General features: G+C 47.6%; 19 protein-coding genes. 3 read left to right on the plus strand and 16 right to left on the minus strand.

Translation table 11 applies throughout. The features are described from left to right. Window positions 1-76: 76 nt before the first annotated feature. The 15 genes from NYE42_RS15795 to NYE42_RS15865 form a co-directional block, all read right to left on the minus strand. Window positions 77-1543, minus strand: a complete 1467-nt coding sequence (locus NYE42_RS15795) for a nicotinate phosphoribosyltransferase (RefSeq protein WP_015418109.1) — start codon at window positions 1541-1543, stop codon at window positions 77-79. Window positions 1544-1560: 17 nt separating this feature from the next. Beyond that, window positions 1561-2112, minus strand: a complete 552-nt coding sequence (locus NYE42_RS15800) for an isochorismatase family cysteine hydrolase (RefSeq protein ID WP_003152033.1) — start codon at window positions 2110-2112, stop codon at window positions 1561-1563. Window positions 2113-2208: 96 nt separating this feature from the next. Beyond that, the gene (locus tag NYE42_RS15805; RefSeq protein ID WP_003152031.1) at window positions 2209-2607 is read right to left on the minus strand and encodes a DUF1694 domain-containing protein; all 399 of its coding nucleotides are present in this window, start codon (window positions 2605-2607) and stop codon (window positions 2209-2211) included. Between the two features lie 65 nt (window positions 2608-2672). Then, window positions 2673-2921: a YueH family protein gene (locus NYE42_RS15810; RefSeq protein WP_003152028.1), complete on the minus strand. Its 249-nt coding sequence runs from the start codon at window positions 2919-2921 to the stop codon at window positions 2673-2675. Window positions 2922-2993: 72 nt separating this feature from the next. Beyond that, on the minus strand, window positions 2994-3215 hold the full coding sequence (locus NYE42_RS15815) for a spore germination protein (protein WP_007408682.1): 222 nt from the start codon (window positions 3213-3215) through the stop codon (window positions 2994-2996). A gap of 61 nt (window positions 3216-3276) precedes the next feature. Beyond that, window positions 3277-4383 (minus strand): AI-2E family transporter, encoded by a 1107-nt coding sequence (locus NYE42_RS15820; RefSeq protein WP_015418110.1) that lies wholly within the window; start codon window positions 4381-4383, stop codon window positions 3277-3279. A gap of 136 nt (window positions 4384-4519) precedes the next feature. Next, window positions 4520-4756: a DUF2642 domain-containing protein gene (locus tag NYE42_RS15825; RefSeq protein WP_003152023.1), complete on the minus strand. Its 237-nt coding sequence runs from the start codon at window positions 4754-4756 to the stop codon at window positions 4520-4522. Window positions 4757-4893: 137 nt separating this feature from the next. Next, window positions 4894-5424 carry an HD domain-containing protein gene (locus NYE42_RS15830; RefSeq protein WP_007613450.1) on the minus strand — a complete coding sequence of 177 codons (531 nt, stop codon included), beginning with the start codon at window positions 5422-5424 and terminating at the stop codon, window positions 4894-4896. A gap of 164 nt (window positions 5425-5588) precedes the next feature. Continuing rightward, the gene (locus NYE42_RS15835) at window positions 5589-6320 is read right to left on the minus strand and encodes a (S)-benzoin forming benzil reductase (protein ID WP_015418111.1); all 732 of its coding nucleotides are present in this window, start codon (window positions 6318-6320) and stop codon (window positions 5589-5591) included. A gap of 60 nt (window positions 6321-6380) precedes the next feature. Further along, window positions 6381-6860 carry a type VII secretion protein EssA gene (gene essA / locus NYE42_RS15840; protein ID WP_144463935.1) on the minus strand — a complete coding sequence of 160 codons (480 nt, stop codon included), beginning with the start codon at window positions 6858-6860 and terminating at the stop codon, window positions 6381-6383. A 7-nt stretch (window positions 6861-6867) separates the two neighbouring features. Beyond that, window positions 6868-9984 carry a type VII secretion protein EsaA gene (esaA, locus tag NYE42_RS15845; RefSeq protein WP_144664244.1) on the minus strand — a complete coding sequence of 1039 codons (3117 nt, stop codon included), beginning with the start codon at window positions 9982-9984 and terminating at the stop codon, window positions 6868-6870. After that, on the minus strand, window positions 9981-14456 hold the full coding sequence (gene essC / locus NYE42_RS15850; RefSeq protein ID WP_352426577.1) for a type VII secretion protein EssC: 4476 nt from the start codon (window positions 14454-14456) through the stop codon (window positions 9981-9983). Before essC ends, esaA begins: the two co-directional genes overlap by 4 nt. A gap of 54 nt (window positions 14457-14510) precedes the next feature. After that, on the minus strand, window positions 14511-15797 hold the full coding sequence (gene essB / locus NYE42_RS15855; protein ID WP_352426578.1) for a type VII secretion protein EssB: 1287 nt from the start codon (window positions 15795-15797) through the stop codon (window positions 14511-14513). A 14-nt stretch (window positions 15798-15811) separates the two neighbouring features. Beyond that, complete coding sequence (locus NYE42_RS15860) at window positions 15812-16051, minus strand: EsaB/YukD family protein (protein WP_007408690.1); 240 nt, start codon at window positions 16049-16051, stop codon at window positions 15812-15814. A 75-nt stretch (window positions 16052-16126) separates the two neighbouring features. Beyond that, complete coding sequence (locus tag NYE42_RS15865) at window positions 16127-16420, minus strand: WXG100 family type VII secretion target (protein WP_003152013.1); 294 nt, start codon at window positions 16418-16420, stop codon at window positions 16127-16129. A gap of 315 nt (window positions 16421-16735) precedes the next feature. Here NYE42_RS15865 and NYE42_RS15870 point away from each other — a divergent pair, with 315 nt between their 5' ends. From NYE42_RS15870 to NYE42_RS15880, 3 genes are all read left to right on the plus strand, one after another. Next, window positions 16736-17965: a PucR family transcriptional regulator gene (locus NYE42_RS15870; protein WP_007408691.1), complete on the plus strand. Its 1230-nt coding sequence runs from the start codon at window positions 16736-16738 to the stop codon at window positions 17963-17965. Between the two features lie 103 nt (window positions 17966-18068). Next, window positions 18069-19199, plus strand: coding sequence for an alanine dehydrogenase (ald, locus tag NYE42_RS15875; RefSeq protein ID WP_003152011.1), 1131 nt, complete (start codon window positions 18069-18071; stop codon window positions 19197-19199). Between the two features lie 117 nt (window positions 19200-19316). Then, window positions 19317-19994 carry a YukJ family protein gene (locus tag NYE42_RS15880; protein WP_342497055.1) on the plus strand — a complete coding sequence of 226 codons (678 nt, stop codon included), beginning with the start codon at window positions 19317-19319 and terminating at the stop codon, window positions 19992-19994. Window positions 19995-20038: 44 nt separating this feature from the next. Here NYE42_RS15880 and NYE42_RS15885 read toward each other — a convergent pair whose 3' ends face one another. Continuing rightward, window positions 20039-20254 carry an MbtH family protein gene (locus NYE42_RS15885; RefSeq protein WP_007408694.1) on the minus strand — a complete coding sequence of 72 codons (216 nt, stop codon included), beginning with the start codon at window positions 20252-20254 and terminating at the stop codon, window positions 20039-20041. Between the last annotated feature and the right edge of the window lie 5 nt (window positions 20255-20259).

Below are 20259 nucleotides of genomic sequence, written 5' to 3' on the forward strand. Positions count from 1 at the left end.
CGAAATTTGTCTAAATGTGAAAAATATTATCACAACAAAAAGGCCTTTCCAGAGAAAGGAAAGGCCGCTTTGTCTTCTATTCAAGTTCCCGTTTCAGCTTGCTTTTGATTTCATGAATCCGCTGCATCTTGTTGCTCCAGCAGTCTTCGCTTAAATCGACCGGATATTCTTCCGGCTTGCTGATCCGTTTGTATTCCTCCCACAGAAGTTTGAGGTTATCCTGCACGTATTGCTGGATGTCGGTAATTTCGGGATTATCATAGCATAAAACGCCGTTTTCAAAAATCGGCTCATGCAAGTCTTTCGCATAGAAATCAGTGACGAATTTGCTGACGAACGTGTGGACGGGATGGAACATTTTTAAGCGTTTCTGATCATTTACCCGCTCGTCATAAAGCGCGATATAATCACCTTCCGAGTGGTGATTCAGCTTGTTGATAATCCGGTATACTCTCTTTCTTCCCGGCGTTGTCACTTTTTCAGGGTTTGACGAAATTTTAATGGTGTCAGTCAGTTTGCCGTCCTCTTCAATGGCGACAAGCTTGTAAACCGCGCCGAGGGCCGGCTGATCGTATGCGGTAATCAGCTTCGTGCCGATGCCCCACGTATCGATTTTCGCTCCTTGGGATTTCAGATTTAATATCGTGTGCTCGTCAAGATCGCTTGAAGCAATGACCTTTGCGTCTGTGAAACCCGCTTCATCAAGCATTTCACGCGCTTTTTTTGACAGGTACGCCAAGTCCCCGCTGTCCAGGCGGATGCCGATGAAGTTGATCCGGTCGCCGAATTCCTTTGCGACTTTAATCGCATTCGGCATGCCCGAACGGATCGTATCGTACGTATCTACGAGAAACACGCAGTCTTTGTGGGTCTCCGCATATTTCTTAAATGCCGTATATTCATCGCGGTACGCTTGTACGAGCGCATGAGCGTGCGTGCCGGATACCGGTATATTAAAACGCTTTCCGGCTCTTACATTACTCGTCGCGCTGAAGCCGCCGATCAGAGCCGCTCTCGCTCCCCACATAGCCGCATCCATTTCATGGGCGCGCCGCGTTCCGAATTCGAGGGCGTCTTCGTCACCGACAACGCCTTTAATGCGGGCCGCTTTCGTGGCGATTAATGTTTGGTAATTCACAATGTTAAGCAGAGCCGTCTCAATCAGCTGGGCTTCGATCAGGGGCGCTTCGACCCGCATAATCGGTTCGTTGTTAAAAACGAGCTCGCCTTCTTTCATGCTGTAAAGAGATCCGGTAAAAGAAAGATCCCGTAAATACTCAATGAAATCATCAGCATAGTGCAATTCCGTTTTTAAATAATTCAGATCGCTGTCGGTAAATTTGAAGTTCTCCAAGTATTCGATTGCTTTTTCTAAGCCCGCAAATACCGCATAGCCGTTTTCAAAGGGAAGCTTTCTGAAAAAAAGCTCAAAAATCGCTTTTTTCTCATGAATGCCGTCTCTCCAGTACGTTTCGGCCATATTAATTTGATAAAGATCTGTATGTAAAGACAAACTGTCGTCTTTAAAACCATGCTCCACCAAAATTGTTTTCCCCTTCCTTACTCTGCCACTTGCGCTCCGATGCTGTTCTTAAAATGGGACAGGGCCCATTCATGCCCTTCCGGATTAAAGCTGGCCACAGCGTTTTGATGAATGACGATCTGAAAGCCCTTGTTGTAGGCGTCAACCGCCGTGTGAAGAACGCAGATGTCCGTGCACAGGCCCGCAAGATGCAGCTCAGTGATCTGCCGTTCCCGCAGTTTCAGCTCTAAATCCGTTCCCGCAAAAGCAGAATATCTCGTTTTTTCCATATAATTTACGTTTTTTGCGTGTTTATGTTTCTCATAAAGAGGCGATAGCCTTCCGTACAGCTCTTTGCCCTCCGTGCCGTTGATATTATGCGGAGGAAACAGGCGTGTCTCGGGATGAAAGTCATCGTCTGCATCATGCGAATCAACCGCAAAGACAACGTAATCACCGTTTTCTATAAATGCTTGCGTCAAACTGACAATCGTATCTTCAATCTGTCTCGCGGGTTCTCCGCAGGTTAATGCCCCGTTCTCTGCTGCAAAATCATTCGTATAATCAATGCATATAAATGCTTTTTTCATAGCCGGCCTCCCCGCCATTCATATGAAAACCATTATATCCTATCTCCACTTGTAAGTGAATTGGCATTGTAAAATGACAAACGGTGTTTTGCCCTTTTAAGATTTCAGGAGTGAGCGCTGAAAAATGTCATCCTGTACGTAAATGCCGTCAAGGTTCACGGCATAATCGGCGGCAAAAACCAGGCCGAGCGGCGTTTCGAATTGAAGATCCGATATGACGGAGCTTCGGACACCGGCAAGTGCGGCAAGCTTCATATATGGTGAATAAGCATGATACGGGAGCCTTCCGTTTATATAGAGCACCGCGTCTTTTCGGCTTTTCAGCGCCTGTTTCACTTCTTCATACGGCTGCTTTTGCAGCACCTGCCCCTTCGTCAGGGCAATGATGACTCTTTCACGCAGCGAGCCTAAAAATAAATGGCGTTCATCCGGTTTCGTCTGCAGAGGGCCGTACATCCCCTGCTGTAAATAAAGGTCAACCGTTTTGTCGCTCATCGGCCTGTCCCTCCTCAGCTTGTTTTACAATTATCTCCCCGGACGGGACGCGGTAAACCGCTTCGTTACATTTCAGCCACCCAATGGGAGATCTTGCCGGCGAGCTCTCCGGCGGGTTCTTCTTCAATCAGCTTGCTGAATGATTGTAAAAGCCGCTGCGCCAGCGCCTTTTTCTCTTCCTCATAGGAAATGATCGTGCTCCACTCAAGTTCCGGAACGGCTACAAGGGTATGCTGTTCTTTTTTATTTTCATGCAGATATACATCACCGATCATTCCGGACTGCACGGTAATATTCGCTTTTCTGATTTTCATAAAAAATTCCCCTTTTATAAAGACTGATTCTATTATACTACAAAAAAGCGACAGCCTCCTAAAAGGAGGCTGTCACGCGTTAAACCAATCAGGTTCGTCAAACACATCGATGTCTTCAAAGCGCGTTTTGCTGAATTTATTAGTGACTTTGACAAAATCTCCGGAATGAAACGCCCCTGCCCCCGCGCCTGAGTGGTCAACGGCTTTGGGAGAAATGGCAAACACGTCACCGAAGCTCGCCGCAGCGTCTCCGGCTAAACTCATAATATAAATCGGTCCCACAATTGCAGGCATACCCACACCTCCGCTTTTCTTTACAGCATTTTATGCGCTGCATCGGGAGTTGTGCCCGTTTTTATTTCGGCTTGCGGCTGTCTTCTAGCTTTGACCGCTGACGAAGTTTGATAAGCCGGACGATATTTAAGACAAAAGCTTTTAAAACCGCGTAAACCGGCACGGCCAGAATCATTGCGAGAATGCCGCCGAAACTGCCCGCTCCGATAAGCAGAAGAATAATGGTGAGCGGGTGGGTATTGAGCCGTTTCCCGATGACAAGCGGAGAAAGCAGGTTCCCGTCAAGCTGCTGGACGACAACGACAACAATAACGGCAAACAGCGCCTTAGCCGGCGAATCCATAAACGCGATAATCACCGCGGGCGCCGCCCCGAGAAACGGCCCCAGGTACGGAATGATATTGGTGACGGCGATCACCATCCCGAGAATTAACGCATACTGCAGGCCGATGATCCAATATCCGATAAAGCATGCCGTTCCGACAAAGAGACAAATCAGCAGCTGGCCTTGGAAATAGGCGGCCAATGTGACATATAAGTCATTAAATATTTTCCGACCTTCCGCCCGGTAGGAAGTAGGCAGGATTTTAACCGCCAAGAGCGGAAACCGCCGGCCGTCCTTCAGCATATAAAACAAAATGAACGGAACGGTGATCACGACAAGCGTGATATTCGTAACGACGCCGAACACGGCCGACAGGCTTGCCGTAATATTTTGCGGAAGGCTTTGTAAAAATCCCGTCAGAGACTGCTGGATTTTTTCTATCGACACATAATCCTGCGTCATCATCCACGTAAACCATTTGGAATGGGATAATTGCGCCGTCAAGACTTGAATCTGATGAATGTAATCAGGGAAATTGTTAATCAGCCCCGTGACCTGGGAAGCCACAATCGGTCCGATGGCGGTGAACATAAAGGCAATCAGGCCGATGAAAACGAGATAAATGAGCAGGATCGCCAATGTCCGGGGGATTTTTTTCTCAAGCAGGCGTACGATCGGATTAAAAATGAAAAACAAAATGCCCGAGATCAAAATCGGAAAAAACAGCGTGGTGATAAAACCGAAAAACGGCTGAAAAATAAACGAAACTTTCGTTGATACGTAAATAATGAGCAAAACGAGCAAAATTTGCAGCGTCCAAAAATGGACCTTTGATTTCAACAAGCGGTTTCCTCCTATTGTCATGTGAACTTGTACTGTGATTGTACCAAAAAAAGCCGCCGTGCATCTATGTATCTCAAAAAAGAAGACGCACCGGGGTTCTATAGGGCCGCCTCCGGTTTGCGCCTTATTCGGGCTGTTACACGCGTTCGGTATAATCAGGCATGACGGAAACCACATGGCGGTTTCTGATATAAAATACACGGTCATGCGTTTCTTCAATGGCGATGTGATCCGGAGTGGCATCAATCAGCCGTCCTCTGACAATGCGTCTGACGGTTTGAATGATAAACCTTGAGCCGATAAGTTTATGGATGGTCTGATAAACGTAAGGGTCCACTAACGAGACGATTTGCGGGCTTCCTTGATGGGCCATTTTCGCTGATCCCCTTTACTATGTTTTCCTTCAGCATATGCAGCGGACAAAGGCTTTGACACAGTACGTCTATCGGAGCGGAAAAGGTGTTAGTGAGCATGCGGAGTTATGTAAGCGGAAAAGGCCGCATGAGTGGCCTAGACTGAGCTTCTTATGGGATATTGGGCTTGGTCAATTAACTGATCAAGCTTTTGGATTTGTTTGAGCGCGGCCGTGTGATCCATTTGGCGGTAATGGTGATGTCCGCCGGGTTCTTCATCGAGTTCATCCGCTTGTTTCACGATTTGCTGGAGCGTATTCTTGTCCAGTTCGCCTTCAGGCAGATAGGAATCGGTGTGAAGCAGAATCGCCAGCGCAATGTCCTTCGCCGCTTTCGGTTCTTCACCGAGCCGGATGAGCAGCTTATGCGCCCGTTCCGCGCCTTTAATGGCATGGATATCGTTTCTTCTGTACTTTTCATAATCCCATTTGCCGTCTGTGTACCATTCATAATGGCCGACGTCATGCAGTAAAGCCGCTTTCGCCGCAAGATCCGGGCTGACACCTGCTTTTACGGCAAGACGGTATGCATGAAACGCGCAGGCGATCGCATGGGCGACACCGGAACGCTGTAAATACTTTTGTGCGATTGGATGGGTGAAGACATCCATTAACGTTACATTTCTCATGGAAACCCCTCCTTATTTATATTTTTAGAATCCTAACATAAATCGAGAAGAAACTCAATTCATCTGATACATTTCTTATACCCCTTATACGTTGTTTCATTCATCATATGCCGCCGGACCCCGAAGTGATTGTACAAACAAAAAAGAGCAGCGTAAAAGCTGCTCTACAAAAATTCTTTAATATCGTATATCCGTCCGTTTTCCGGCTCGCCCGCGATCAGTGAGTGAATGACGCCGGCGATGTATTCCGGGCTTCTGAGGTTTTTCGTTTCTTTCAGATTGCGGAACCGCTCGATGTCATGGAAATCTTCTTTTGACGAAGAACGGATGACGGCCTGCATGTCTGTATCCATCACTCCCGGTGAGAATGAGATCATGCGGACCGGCAGTTCTTCATCTTCCTGTTCAAACCCGAATGTTCTCGTAAACATATCAAGCCCCGCTTTTGAGCTGCAATACGCGCTCCATCCTTTATAAGGATTTTTCGCCGCGCCAGATGTGATGTTGACAATTGTTTTGCTGCCGCTGAACGCTTCGAAACGCTTTGTGAACATTTGGCTGAGCAAAACGGGCGCCGTCAGATTAAGGGTGTAGTGGCGGTTCAATTCTTCGGCGGAAGCCTCTTTCGCCCGCTTGATCGGTTCCACCATGCCGGCATTATTGATCAGTGTGACAGCGGAATACCGCTTCTTCTCAGCTTGATCAAGAATCGCCTTCATCTGCCGCTCTGTATCTGCCAGATCGGTTAAATCAACACTGTATTCTGTCAGCCCCTCACGCTTTTCCCCGCTTATCGTTCTTGAAAGCGCGGCGACTTCGGCTCCTTCTTGCAGCGCCTGTTCCGTCAGCGCCCGGCCCAAGCCCTTTGACGCGCCTGTTATAAGAAAAAACTGCATGAAACTCCTCCTTTTTTTCTTATTTTACGGGCTGTCTTCCCGCAAACACAAGCGATCCGTTTACCGTTTTGCCTTTTCCTGCGCCGTGACTTTCGGGATCAGATAGATCATCGCCGCAATCCCGAGGAGGATCAAAACGGCATAAATGACAGGAAGCAGATAAGAAGTCTTTTTCTCTTCCGTTTCCAAATCTGCCGAGGTATGCCGCACCGCAGGCTCGGCAAATGTGATACCCAGTTTTTTCGATTGCGCTTTGATCGTATTCGGCTCCGTGTCTGACGATGTAAACAACTTTGATATCAGTTTGTCATCCGGGTTTTCGGCCGGCTGATCAAACGTGATATCCTTCTGTTCTTTCGGAAGCGCCGTTTTTTCCTCGGAGTAGGCATCGTCGTGCAGGTAATCCGTACGAATTTCAATGTCTTTCTTTTCATATTCATTCGGCTTGACATCAGTATTTTCCTCATTCGCGGCTGCGGCTTGGGGAAGGGGAAGGAAAAGGAAAAAGGAGAGAGCAAACAGCAGCAATCCTTTTTCCATGAACGTGTTACGCCTCATAAGACTGATCACTTTCCTCCGTTTTTTCCGCAAACAGCCGAATGACGAGCGGAAGCGCCGCCGCAATCAGCGTAATGATCGCAAGAACCGTTACCCCCATCGCAAACAGATGGCCCGTTCCGTATTGAATATCGATATAGACTTTCGAAACCGGACTGTCAAAGGTGAAGTTCGGCATAATCAGGTCGATCAAAGGCGCCACATAAAAGAGAATGAGCGCAGATGATGCAATCCATCCGGTGATTGAGCTGAAGACAAAGGCTGCCCGGATAAAAGCTGAACTCGCCGCAAGCAAGAGAATCGTAAAGACTGACCATTTAATGGTCTGATCGTCCGGAAGCGAGTAGATATTCAGACCGAACAGACTGATCATCAATCCGACCATAATGTTTAAAATCCCAAAGAGCGCGCCTTTGACAAGAAGCGGCGCCTGCTGATAATACGAGCTGAAATAGCCGATCAGAAGACTGCTGATCAGAACGATTACCAAAATGACGACCGGCGGAACATTCTGAACCCGGTCTTCCGGCACCTCTCCGCTGATTTTAAGCGGGTTGGCGAGATAATCGTAAACATAGCCGTTTTCCTGTCCGTCAACGAGCGCGTTCCCTAAAATGCCGTACACGTCATTTCTGATCAATTTCGTGGAATTGACGTTTTTGCCCCAGTTGCTGTTCAGGGTGTCCGCTTTATGCTGGACGTCATTTACGCTTTGCTGCATATTGTCGGTATAGCTGATGATGCCGGACTGGCGTTCTGACAGATGGCCCATCGTGTCAGACATTTGCAGGACTTCGCGGCCGACGGTATCCTGAGCGCCGAGCGCCATCGTTCCGGTTAATCCGTCTCCGCTGAACGCGGCCGCTTCCTGCACGGCGCCTTCAGCCAGCTGATCGGATGCTTTCGCCGCGCTGTCTGAAATGCTGGCGAGCTCATCGAGCACTCCGGCTTGTTCATCTCTGATATAGGTACTGTAGTTATCCGAGAATTCGGTCATGCCTTTAATGAAATTGCTGATGTCTTCATCTGTCTGCATCTTGTTGTTTTTCAGGTTTTCCCAGCTTGCCGTTTCCACCGGTTTGATGGCAAGAACGGTTTGGACTTCGCCTTGCTGGGCTTTCAGCACCCTGTTTTTCACATCAGGCAGCGAGCCCGCGTCAAGAGAGTGATAAAGTGTCGCCTCATACAGGGATAAATCATTATAGTAACTCATTAAATCGGATATTTCTTTTGTATTGATGTCAGCGGCAAATATCTGTTCAAGAGCAGATTTGCGGCCGCTATCCAATGACGGGTAGTTCAAAATGTTCTGTTCTGTTCTTACAATCAATCTGTAAACGGTATTGAAGTCTTGTTTTCTCGTTTCTTTCAATTCCTCTAGCTTTTTCTTTGCACGTTTTTTGACGTCATCAATCTGGTCTTGAAGGCCTTGGATTTCTTCATCAAGAGCATCGAGACGTTTTTTCAGTTCTTCATTATGAGTCTGCTGTTTCTCTTCCAGCTCTTTTTCAATTTGCTGAATGCGCTCTGCGGCTTGGTTCAGCCTTTCTTTCGCCTCAGATATGTCCGTGCCGCCGTCCCCTTCAGAATCGTTTGGATCGTCCGCCGGCTCATCAGCAGGCGGAGTGACGTTTTTAGCGGCAGTGGCGGTCTGGACGGTTTTTGGCTCCTGATCGCCTGTGTTATCGGAAGCAGGCTGCTCTTCTTTTGTGCCGTCTTCCGTTTTTCCGTCTTCTCCGGGATTTGTTCCGTTATTCGGATCGGTATCGCCGGAGTTTTCACCGTCATCGCCTTGGCCCGGTTTTTCAGGGGCCGGATTTTCTTTTTCCGGTTCTTTTAATCCGTCAGAAATGTCATTGATTTCAGCGGAGATGCGCTTTAATTCGTCACGCTGATCGTCAAGATCCATTTTCAGATCGCCGGGTTTTTCTTCTTCCGGTTTTTCTTCTTCTTTCGGTTCATCCGATCCGTCATCCCCCGGGTCCTTTTCCGGAACGGTTAAAGCCTGCCGATCCCTTTTCATAAGGGTTTGGATACTGTTCAGTGTTTCAAATCTTGCTTGAGCTTTATATTGAGTCAAAAAATTGTTCAGTAAATTGGATTGAATATCTGCCATCCCGTGTTCCTGCTCAGGAACCTGCGCTTCTCTCACCTGTTGGGCGGCAAGAAGAGCCGATCCCGTCTGGTCAAGCTGTGTCTGCGCCCGGTTTATGCCTGAAGACAGCCCGCTCATCATCGTGCTGAACTGGTTGGCGGCCTGCTGTGCTTTAATGGCATTCAGTCCGGCTGTGATTTGCTTTTGGTTTTGTTCCTGCGCGGCCATCAGCAGTTTTTTCTGATTTTCTTGATATTGTTTATAGCGCTCGACCGTGTCGGCAAAGTCTTTAAGCGTGGTTTTGGCTTCATCTGCCGAAGTCAATTTTTCTTTTGCCGCGCCCTGCGCTTCATTCATTGATTTTTTCAGTTCGTCAATCAGGTCTTTTTGCCGTTTGATTTCACCTGCCAAGTCATTGGAGCTCGGCTTGTAAAAGTTGTACATGACGTTTTGAAACTCTGATTCTTTATTGACGATCTTGTCAAAATCGCCTCGGACATTGTTCACTTTTTGTGAGACGAAATTCCAATATAATGCCGACATTTTTTTATTCATTGATTTTTGGGCGTCTTCTAGCTCACGCTGCACCTTTTCTTTGTTGACGGCGTTCAGGTTGCTTTGAATATTGAATGTCAGCGTGGCTTTTTGCGGACGCTCCTTGTCATAGCTTAAGATGTCTTTTGAAAAATCGGATGGAATGTAAACGACGGCGTCATACTTCTTAGCCGCCAGACCGTTTTCAGCCGCGCTCCTGTTGACAACCGTCCATGAATAATCCGGACGGCCGCCGAGAGCGGCCGCTACTTCTTTACCGAAATGGACGGATTCCTCTTCCTCATTTTCATCTGTTTGTAAGCCCATGTCTTCATTCACGACTGCGATTTGGCGGGTGGCGTTGATTTTTTGTTTTCCCGGGTCATCGCCGATAAACCGGAAAAACAGCACCGGCAGCAGCAGAATGATGACGACCGCGGCTATTAATTTGATCAGGCTTTTTCGTTGTTCAGTCATCTGACGGCCTCCCTTTCCGCTGAACATAAAGGTATTTGGATTTTTTGCTCCTTCCCGTTTTCAACCAAATAGCCGAAGCCCGGCTGAATGTCCGGTTCCTGCCTTTGGTAAGGCAGCGGAATGACATTTTGTTCGGATTTTTTCACAAGCAGCATCGCGTGGCGGATCTGTTTCATTTCCGTCGTTAAGGAATCATAGCCTTTTGAGAATTCGCTGTGATTGCCCGCCGGGATAAAACTGAAGCCCACATGCGCGTAAGATTTCATAAACAACGCCAGTTTGTCCTGAATGGCGGTGTCGATCGTCTGCTGGAATCTTGTAATGCCGTCGGCCATTAACACGACCGGAGAGAAACTGAGTTTGTGCACATCGCCATTTTTGACGGCCTGCGCATACTGAGCTTCGCGCTCCGTGAAAATAGCTTCTGCCGTTTCGATCCACTGCCGGACGTCTTCTTTTGTGTCCAGATAGCTGACCTTTGTTTCCTGCGCATACTGCGACAGTCCGCGGTCAATCGAGTCAAACAGCCCGACCCGTTCCGTACCTTCACGCAGCAGGTGATTCAGCATCACTTTCAGGATGTTTGTTTTTCCACGCTGTGTCTGGCCTAAGATAAGGCAATGCTTATTTTTGCCCAGATCAAAGTACACAGGGCTGACCTTTTCCTCATGAAGCCCGACAGGAATGCGGAACGGTTCTTGATCCGGGCCGAGACGGAGTGAAAATTCGCCGGCCGTCAGCCTATCCGGAAGCATCGGAATCGGGTCTGGGCCGGCTGTTCCGGCGTGGCGCTCAGCTAATGCTTTGACATCTGCTTTCAGCGCCTGGAACATCTCGAGGTCATTTTCCGCTTCAGCCGGAAGAAACATTTGCGCGAAATACAGTTCTTCTTTTTGGATCATGACGCGGCCCGGGATCGGTTCGAGACTGAACGGCGGACGCCCGTAAATGGAGTATCCTTCTGACTGATCCATTAAATAATGGACGACTTTCGTTTTTATGTTGTTTAACAGCGATTGGCGGACGGCGTTTACCCTCGTTGCGGTCAGCAGGAAGTAAATGCCTAAGCTTTGCCCGTCGCGTGAAATCTGGATAAATTCCGTTTCTAATTCATGCATTTCATCTTTGACGATGTCGAAATTGTCAATTGTGATAAATATAAACGGCAGCTCTTCTTCACTGAGCGAATTGTACATTTTGATATGACTGACTTCTTTTTCTCTGAACAGCCGTTTCCGCCGCTCGATTTCTTCCTTGATGCGGATCATGAATTTTTCGATCTTTCTCATTTGATCCATTAAGAAATAGTCTGCGGTGTGCGGAAGCTTTGCCAATGGCAGAAGCGTGCCGTTTCCGAAATCAAAGATGTACATATGAAGCTCTTCCGGCGTGTATCCTTCCGCGAAGTTCATCAGGAAGGTGATGGCAGCCACTGACTTGCCGTAGCCGGATGAGCCGAAAATGCCGATGTTGCCGTCATCCATCATCGTATAAGCGAGAGGCGCCTGTCTTTGCTGATCAGGCTCATCAACGCAGGCGATGAAGAAGCGGTCTTTTTCCTGCGCAGGGTAAAGCGTGCGCGGGATACGTTCGGCAAGCGGCGGAAGCCACGGGCTCGGCAGCTTTTCAATGCCCATTTCATTTTGAATCCGCTCGATTTCTTCGACTACGGCTTCTATTTCTGCCGGGGCGTCTTTTTTCGCCGCATCATCCGCGTCCACCTCAGACAGCGGAATTAAGCCGGTGTCGGTAACGATGGCAATGTCATCCTCGGTGCCGTATACATCTTCCATGTAAGGGGCGCCGCTCCAGGCAGACTGGAACTGCTCATACACTTCGTTATTTCCGACTTGCAAGTAGCCGCGTCCGGTGACCGTAATATTCGCCGCATCACTGTTTTTCAGGATTTCTTTACTGTCACTTGCATCCTGCACTTTCAGCGCGACCTTAAAGCGTGAGTTGCTCCATATTTGGTCGTCAATGATGCCGCCCGGCTTTTGCGTGGCGAGAATTAAATGCACACCAAGGCTCCGTCCGATGCGGGCCGCGCTGACAAGCTCCCTGATAAAGTCAGGCTCTTCGCTTTTCAGCTCGGCGAATTCATCTGAAATCAAAAACAGGTGCGGCATCGGAATCTCCGTTTCTCCCTGTTTATACAGCTTTGTATAGTCATTGATGTGATTGACGCGATATTGATCAAACAGCCGCTGCCGTTTTTTCAGCTCGCTCTTAATGGATGCAAGCGCCCTGATACTGAAGTTTCTGCTTCCTTCAATATTCGTGATGGTCCCGAGAAGGTGCGGCATCTTGCGGAACGGCTGGGCCATTCCTCCGCCCTTATAGTCAATCAGCAAAAACGCCGCTTCATGCGGGTGGAAATGAACGGCCAATGACAGGATGTACGTTTGCAGAAATTCACTTTTCCCGGAGCCGGTCGTTCCCGCCAGCAATCCGTGCGGCCCGTGCGCTTTTTCATGCAGGTTTAAATAGACGATGTCGTCTTTTCCTTTATAGCCGATCGGAACAGCCAGCGATTTTGCAGACTCACTTGTTTCCCACTTCTGCCTGATGCCGATTTCTTTTACTTCCTTCGCATGGAACAGCTCCAGAAATGAGACCGTTTCAGGAATGGAATTCGTCATTCCGACCTGATGGTGCAATGTCCGAAGCGTCCGGGAAAACCGCTCGTTGTTTGTCCGTTCATGCCTGTCCAGCTTAAACGGGATCTGCACCGCTTTTTTCTGCTGAATGAGAATGTCTCCCTCATCTTCATTAATGTAGCGGACGAGGGTGTGGATGTTTTCCGCCAGGCTTTCCTTCGTTTCCGCGGCGATGATTGCCGAGATGCCGAGATGCTCATGCCGGCCTTCGATGTATTCTAAAATGACGTGTTCTGCGATCAGCTGCTGATTTGTGATGACAAAGACAAAATGCGGCTGGAAGATCTTCTTTTCTTTATCTTCTTCCAAATCCCGCTCACGCAGCAGCTCGTAAATGGACGATAACAATTGATCGCGGGTCTGTTCATTGTAAATAAATCCTTTCGCATACATATGAGGCAGCTGAAATTGCGGCAGCCACTTCATCCATTCCCATTCCTTATATTCGTCCTCATGAAAGATAAAGACAAATCGCAGGTCATGGTAGCTGTTGAAGAACGCGAGCTGGCCGATCAGCTGGTGAATTTCATTTTTGACGATCTGGGGTTTCCCGACAAGCCCCATCGGCCCTTCTTGTAAATCAACGGTCACGGGCGCATGGCGGATATCTTTATACACACGCTGCATGTGCTGCGACTGCTCCATCAAGTCATCCACATCACGGTTCGCCAGGTCTCCGCCGCTCATTGAAATCTCGTAGCTTGCCGGGACCGTGCCCGTTCCGAGCCGAAGCATCAGAAAATCCCTGCTATCCAGCGATTTCTCCCAAATGCGGCCGCTGATTTCAGAAGTTAAATATTTCATTTTTTCAAACGGGGGAAAATGATGCGTCAGCACTTGCAGCTGTTTTTCCGACAGCGTCTGAAGCTCTTTCCGCTTGCTTTCTAAATACTGCTTGTACACACGCTCCCGTTTTTCCTCCCGTTTTTTCCGCTGGTTTTTTTCACGGAAATACTGCACGGTGGACGTAATGAGAGTCATCATAAACATCGCCAAAGAGACAAGGATGAATATGCCCCTCGGCTGTATAATGGCGACAACCCCCATTACAATCAGCATGACCAAAGGAGGCAGAATGACGAGCCACAGCCCCCGGTTATTCTGTTCGCTTTCCTGCGAGGGAAAGCTGAATGAAACGCGGTCTTCTGGAAGATCGTAGACCATACGCGGCGTTCTTCGATATTGCGGGTATTTCTTTTTCATTTCGGTGCTTGGTTTTACCGTTTTGGTTAAACCGGTTTGAAGCTTTTCGTGATGAACGATTTCTAAAAGGTCGTCCTCCGTCAGCCTCACACGCAGAAAATTCCACAGCAGCTCATCTCCCGTCCGGAGCCTTTCGGGAGCTTCTGCAAGTTTTCCGTTCACATAAACGTCCTGGCCATCAGGGACGACAGACCAGCATCCTCCCGACTTTCGCAGATAAAAAGCCCCTGTTTGAGCGGAGGACGGCTCTTTGTATATATCCGCTTCCTCTGTTTCTGATGAGAAAACGATCTCATCCTTCCCGCCGATAAAATAAACGGAGGATTCTTCTTTGTCAGGGGTGAGCAGAAGCCGCATCGTCTCTTCTTCAATCCGGCAGGGCATTTCATTTCCTATTGTCAATTCGCCGGCACAGTTATTTCCCAGGAAAACATCATAACGATCTGTTTCTTTTCGATAAAGGGTTGCGGCGTTTTGCCGTAACGGAAGTGTGCCGACCGTGATTGTATCTTTCATATCCGGACCGATCGTAATCGGCTGAGACGGCGGGAGTTCAGACAGCTGAATCTTTTGTACGTGCTCTCGGTAAAAGACCCATAACAGACTCATATGGCGAACCTCCTGACAGCCTGATCGTTACCTGCGGCCATTTGATGTGTGCTGTTATTTTTTTTCATCTTTTTTCTCATCTTTCTTGTCGTTCTCTTTGTTATCTTTCGCTTTGTCTTGTTTGCTTTCATCCTGTCCGGCGGAAGCTTCGGCGGTGTCACCGTTTTCCTCCGCTTCTTTATGCTGCTCCTCCGCCTCTTTTTTCGCCTTCGCAAGCTCGCTTTCCACGGCGTCCAGTTCTTTCTGCTTTTCGTCGTCTTTCATACTGTCATCCGCTAATAATTGCTGTTTATATTTTGTAAGTCCGAGCCAGATGTACGGGTTGTACTCAAGATTGCGGCCGATTTTGATGGCTTCTTCATTTTCCCCTCTGCCGATATCAATCCAATAAAGGAAATGCTTCGGGTCTGATTGCAGCGTGACCAGATTCCCGATGTTTTTCCGCTGCTCTTCCCTCAGATTTTCAACTGCCACATAAGAGGAAGCAAGCTCGTACTGGACAGATTCCGGGAGGCTTTCCGCATCGTATTTGGCGAGTGTGTCAATGACTTTGCTGTACTGCTGATTTAAAAAATAGCGGTTGCTTTCCGTAATTGCCTCTTGCTTCGGCTGGGCGAAAAACAGAACGTATAAGGAGTAAAGAAGTGTCGGCACAAGGAGGACGGCAAGCGCCAGACCGGCGTATCTTTGGATTTTCCATTTCTTTTTCGGCAGTTTTATGTATGTCTTGTCCCTTTCTTCGAGGGAATCAATTGCGGTTTGAATGGTTTCTTCCAGTTCTTCAATCGTCTCCGCCTCTAGCACGCTTTTCACCTCAGGAGAGAAGTGAAGCGTCTCCTTGTACTTCAAATATTCATCGAAGTTGTACGCCCCGTCAGCTGCAAGCGCCGCACAGGCTTTGAGCTCTTTTAACACCCTTTCTCTATCTTCCTCATAAGGCGGAAGGCTTTCCTTTACGCCGTAATGAAGAAAGTAAGGCGTCAGCGCTTTATCAAACACGATATTTTCAGGGGCGGCAATCAGATTGAGACGTTTCAGCTTATGCTGTTTCACGGCTTGGACGAGACGGTAGGCAAATTGCCACCTGCTTTTTTTATCTTTTCCTTTTATATAGCGGAAAGCCTGATAAGAAGAAGGAGGTTTGATTGTGATGGTTACTTCGTCTTCTGAAACTGAGACCTCTTTTTGAAAAAAAGGATCAGCATCTTTAATCACGTTTGCTTCCAGCCCGTCAAGAAGCTTGATTTTTTCCCGCTGGAAGGTGAACGTGAAGCCTGATTCGGTTTCTTCCCGGACGGCGTCTAATTCTGTTTCTAAATAAGATCTGTTATGACCTGTCATTCCACCATGTCCTTTCATAAAATTTCAAGGCGGTCTCCGTTCGTAATGCCGCAGTCAGATAGCTTTTGTTCTCCGGAAAAAACCGCTTCTTTATTGACCACTCTGATCCAATAGCCTTCACGCGGCGGAACGGATACATGCTGAGCCTGCCGGGCAATATCAATGACTTTTTTCACAGAATGGTAATCTGACAATCTGAGATCGAAGACGCTGCCGTTATAATGTGTTAAATCTATTGTAATATCGATATACATATTCATATCACCCTTACATAGAAAGAGCGCCGTCTTCTTGATTGAATCAGGCGCTCCGTTTCTTCATTCATCTTATTATCCGCGAATTTGGTTAGCGATATCTTGGTCAGTAGACTCAAGCGTATTTGCCGTTTGATCGAGCTGATGATTCACATCTTGAAGCAATTCAGACATTTTAATAAATGAAGGTTTCAGCTGCTCATATTGATCTGCGAATGCTTCACTTGAAGCACCTTCCCACATGCCTTTCAAATCAGAAATCATGCGGTTCAGGCGGTCAACCTGATTCATGACTTCCTGACTTTCAACGCCATATTGCTTAGCCATCGCTCTTAGCTCTTCGGGTGTGACACGAATTAATCCAGACATATTCCTTATACCCTCCTGTGTCATCAGCCTAAATATGGGCTAATTCACTTATTTTTTGAACGTCATTATTATAAAAACAACCATTCGGCACAGTCAAACAAATCTGTTTTAATTTTACAAAATGAGTCTTATGATATATTGGATTTTTCGTCACATTTACACATTTTGTAAATATAGTAGTATGATTTTCTTATTATTTTCGTTTTCATCGAATGATCTTATTGTCCTAGTCTATTTCCCTGCAAAGATGCCTTTCAGTCTGAAAAGCAAGATGGTAAGATCAAGATATGAAGCTATGAAAAAGTAGGGATACAGATGACCAATCCAAAGGATCCATTTAAGTACAGTTTCGACAGGCTTGAAGATGTTGCCGACCATATCAGTGAAGTTCTTCAATGCCCCATTACAATAGAAGACGTTAATCATAAACTGCTTGCATACAGCACGCACAGCGATTGTACAGATCCGGCCCGGACGTCGACGATTATCGGGCGGAGGGTGCCGGAAAAAGTCATCAACAAACTCTGGAAAGACGGAACCATTCCGGCCCTTTTAAAAACGGACCAGCCGATCAAAGTGAAAGAAATCGACGAGGTGGGCCTGAGCAACCGCGTGGCGATTTCCATCTGGAAAAACAGTCAGGTTCTCGGATTTATTTGGGCGCTTGAGATCAAAAAAAAGCTCAATGACGAAGATCTGAAGACACTTCAGCTGGCAGCCAAAGCGGTGCGGAACAAGCTTTTGCACCTGCAGATCCGCAAAACGAAAATCGAAGAGCGGGGCCAGGAGTTTTTTTGGAAAATGCTGACCGGCCATATTTATCAGGAAGCCGAAATGGCCGAAGGGTTTCATAAGCTCGGGATGGCGCTGCCGTCCGTGTTCAGCGTCATGATCATCCGTTTACATGATGAGCTGACTGAAAAGACGGAACAGCAGCTGCAATATTTGCAGGAAACGACACAGCAGATTCATGTCATGCTGGCGACTGTTGATTCAAATGAATTAATCTTATTAGCCGCGCCGAAAACCGATCAGCCTTTTAAAGATGTAAAGCACTTCGCCCTTCATATTCAAAAACAGCTGAAGGAACGATATAAAATTGAGGATGCGTCGATTGCGGTCGGCGGTATTTACGAATCGATTTCTTATGTTTACCGCTCCTATCAGGAAGCGCTTTCCGTATTAAAAGCGAAAGAGCGGTTTGTGAGAGAAACCAAACACCTTTTCAGCTTTTCGGAACTCGGCATTTATCAGTACCTGGATGTGTTGGATGAAAAACGCAAGCACAGCGGCTATATGAACTATTCCCTCTCAAAGCTTGAGCAGTATGACAGGGAGCACCAAGCCGATATGGTAAAAACGCTCGAACATTTTATTGATGCCGACAGCAACGTCAACACCGCCGCTAAAGCGCTTAACATCCATGTCAATACATTGAATTACAGGCTGAAAAGAATCAGCCAGATCGCAGAAATCGACTTAAAAAATGTGAATGAAAAGTTTACGATTTACCTTGATATCAAACTTCGCAGCATGGGTTCGTGAAATTTCACAAATCCGTGTTTTTTTATTTTCTGTTTCAAACAAAGAATTTTCGCAAAAATCGCGCTACACTTGAAACATCACACAAACATTGGGGGAAACAGACATGATTATCGGGGTTCCAAAGGAAATCAAAAACAATGAAAATCGAGTGGCTTTAACACCTGGAGGCGTTTCACAGCTTATCGGAAACGGCCATCGGGTTCTTGTGGAATCCGGAGCGGGACTCGGAAGCGGCTTTACAAATGAAGATTACGTATCAGCAGGGGCGGAAATTCTGGAGGACAGAAAGCAAGTATGGGATGCGGAAATGGTCATGAAGGTAAAAGAACCGCTGGCTGAAGAGTATGCGTATTTCCGTCAAGGTCTGGTCTTATTCACTTACCTTCATTTAGCTGCAGAGCCGGAATTAGCTAAAGCGCTTACAGAAAAAGGCGTGACAGCTATCGCGTACGAAACGGTAACGGACGGACGTTCCCTTCCGCTGCTTACGCCGATGTCCGAAGTGGCCGGCAGAATGGCCGCGCAGATCGGGGCTCAGTTTCTTGAAAAACCAAAGGGCGGAAAAGGAATTTTATTAGCCGGCGTACCGGGTGTATCCCGCGGAAAAGTCACGATCATCGGAGGAGGCGGCGTCGGAACAAATGCCGCGAAAATGGCTGTCGGACTCGGTGCCGATGTAACAATGATCGATTTGAACGCAGACCGACTGCGTCAGCTTGATGATATTTTCGGGCATCAGATTAAAACATTGATGTCAAACCCTGTAAATATTGCAGATTCCGTCGCGGAAGCGGATCTTCTGATCTGCGCCGTGCTCATCCCGGGAGCCAAAGCGCCGACTCTCGTTACGGAAGAAATGGTTAAACAAATGAAACCGGGTTCCGTCATTGTTGATGTTGCCATCGATCAGGGCGGCATTGTGGAAACCGTTGATCATATTACAACCCACGATAATCCGACTTACGAAAAACACGGCGTCGTTCACTACGCTGTCGCCAATATGCCGGGCGCCGTACCGCGTACGTCTACGCTCGCATTAACGAATGTAACCGTTCCTTACGCGCTTCAAATCGCCAATAAAGGCGCGGCACAAGCCATTGCAGACAGCCCTGCGCTTAAAGCGGGCTTAAATACGGCTAACGGACATGTCACGTATGAAGCGGTAGCCAAAGACTTAGGCTATGACTACGTGCCTGCTGAAAAAGCAATGCAAGGTTCGGCTGCAAAAGCTTAATAGATATGAAGAGGACAGCCTGATCAGCGGGCTGTCCTTTTTTCTTTCTCATAAAAGGAAAAACGGCCCCCTGTCTCGAATATCAATTCATATCCCGGAAGAAAAAGGAGGATTCATATGGCTGTTCAGCACTATGGTGTATTAAAAGGCACTGTGTCAGATATGAAAAGGGAAACAGATGATGATTCTCCGCATTTTCAAGTCGAGGTGCTAGGCGAGCCTTATACGCGCTATCGCTGTGCGATCAATGTCATGTCAAGTTCAAAAGAATCAGAGGTTCTGTATGCGGCACGCGATCATTTTGACGCAAGCGCGATCACCCTGCTGCCCAACATTCCGTATGGATATACCCCAATTGATGAAACCAGCCGTGAGCTGGCGCTGGATTATGTCCGCGGCGGATTGTTTGATCCCCGGAACATGGTGCCCCTCCCGCATGAAGTCACCGGTCCGGATAATGACTTAAATGACTTTATTGAGACGTACATGCAAAAAGCGAAATCAGAAAAAGCCACCGTCTATATTTACGGCTCTAAATTCGGGCCGGAGCCGGGCGCTGATAAGATTTTCGGGTTCAAGCCGACAAACGGCATGCATAATATTCATATGAATCAGGGAAACCCAATTGATACACGCTGGAAGAAGGATAACGGAACGTGGCACGACGGCGGTATTTTAATCCAGTTTGCAGACCAGTGGGCCGCGGTCTTTTTGGCTTTTCTGTCTCAGTCATGGTGCACGGATGAAGAAGGCCACCCTTATACATTTTGTGATCATACACAGCTTAACGGCTGATGTCCGCATAAAAAGCCTGCCGAAATAACGGCAGGCTTTTCTTATTACATTTTAGCGGCTTCGGCCTGTTTCAGGCTTTCCGGCCTCATATCACGCCAGTTTGTTTCAATATATTCGAGACAAACTGGGCGGGTTTCATTCGTGAGGCGGGTTTCCCAGCCGTCCGGCACATCCAGATAGGCCGGCCACAGTGAGTACTGGCCTTCAGCATTGACGAGCACATGGTATGAGCCGTCTTCCCGTTCAAATGGATTTGTCATATCAT

This window comes from Bacillus sp. FSL K6-2865 (assembly GCF_040311405.1).
Lineage (GTDB): Bacteria > Bacillota > Bacilli > Bacillales > Bacillaceae > Bacillus > Bacillus velezensis.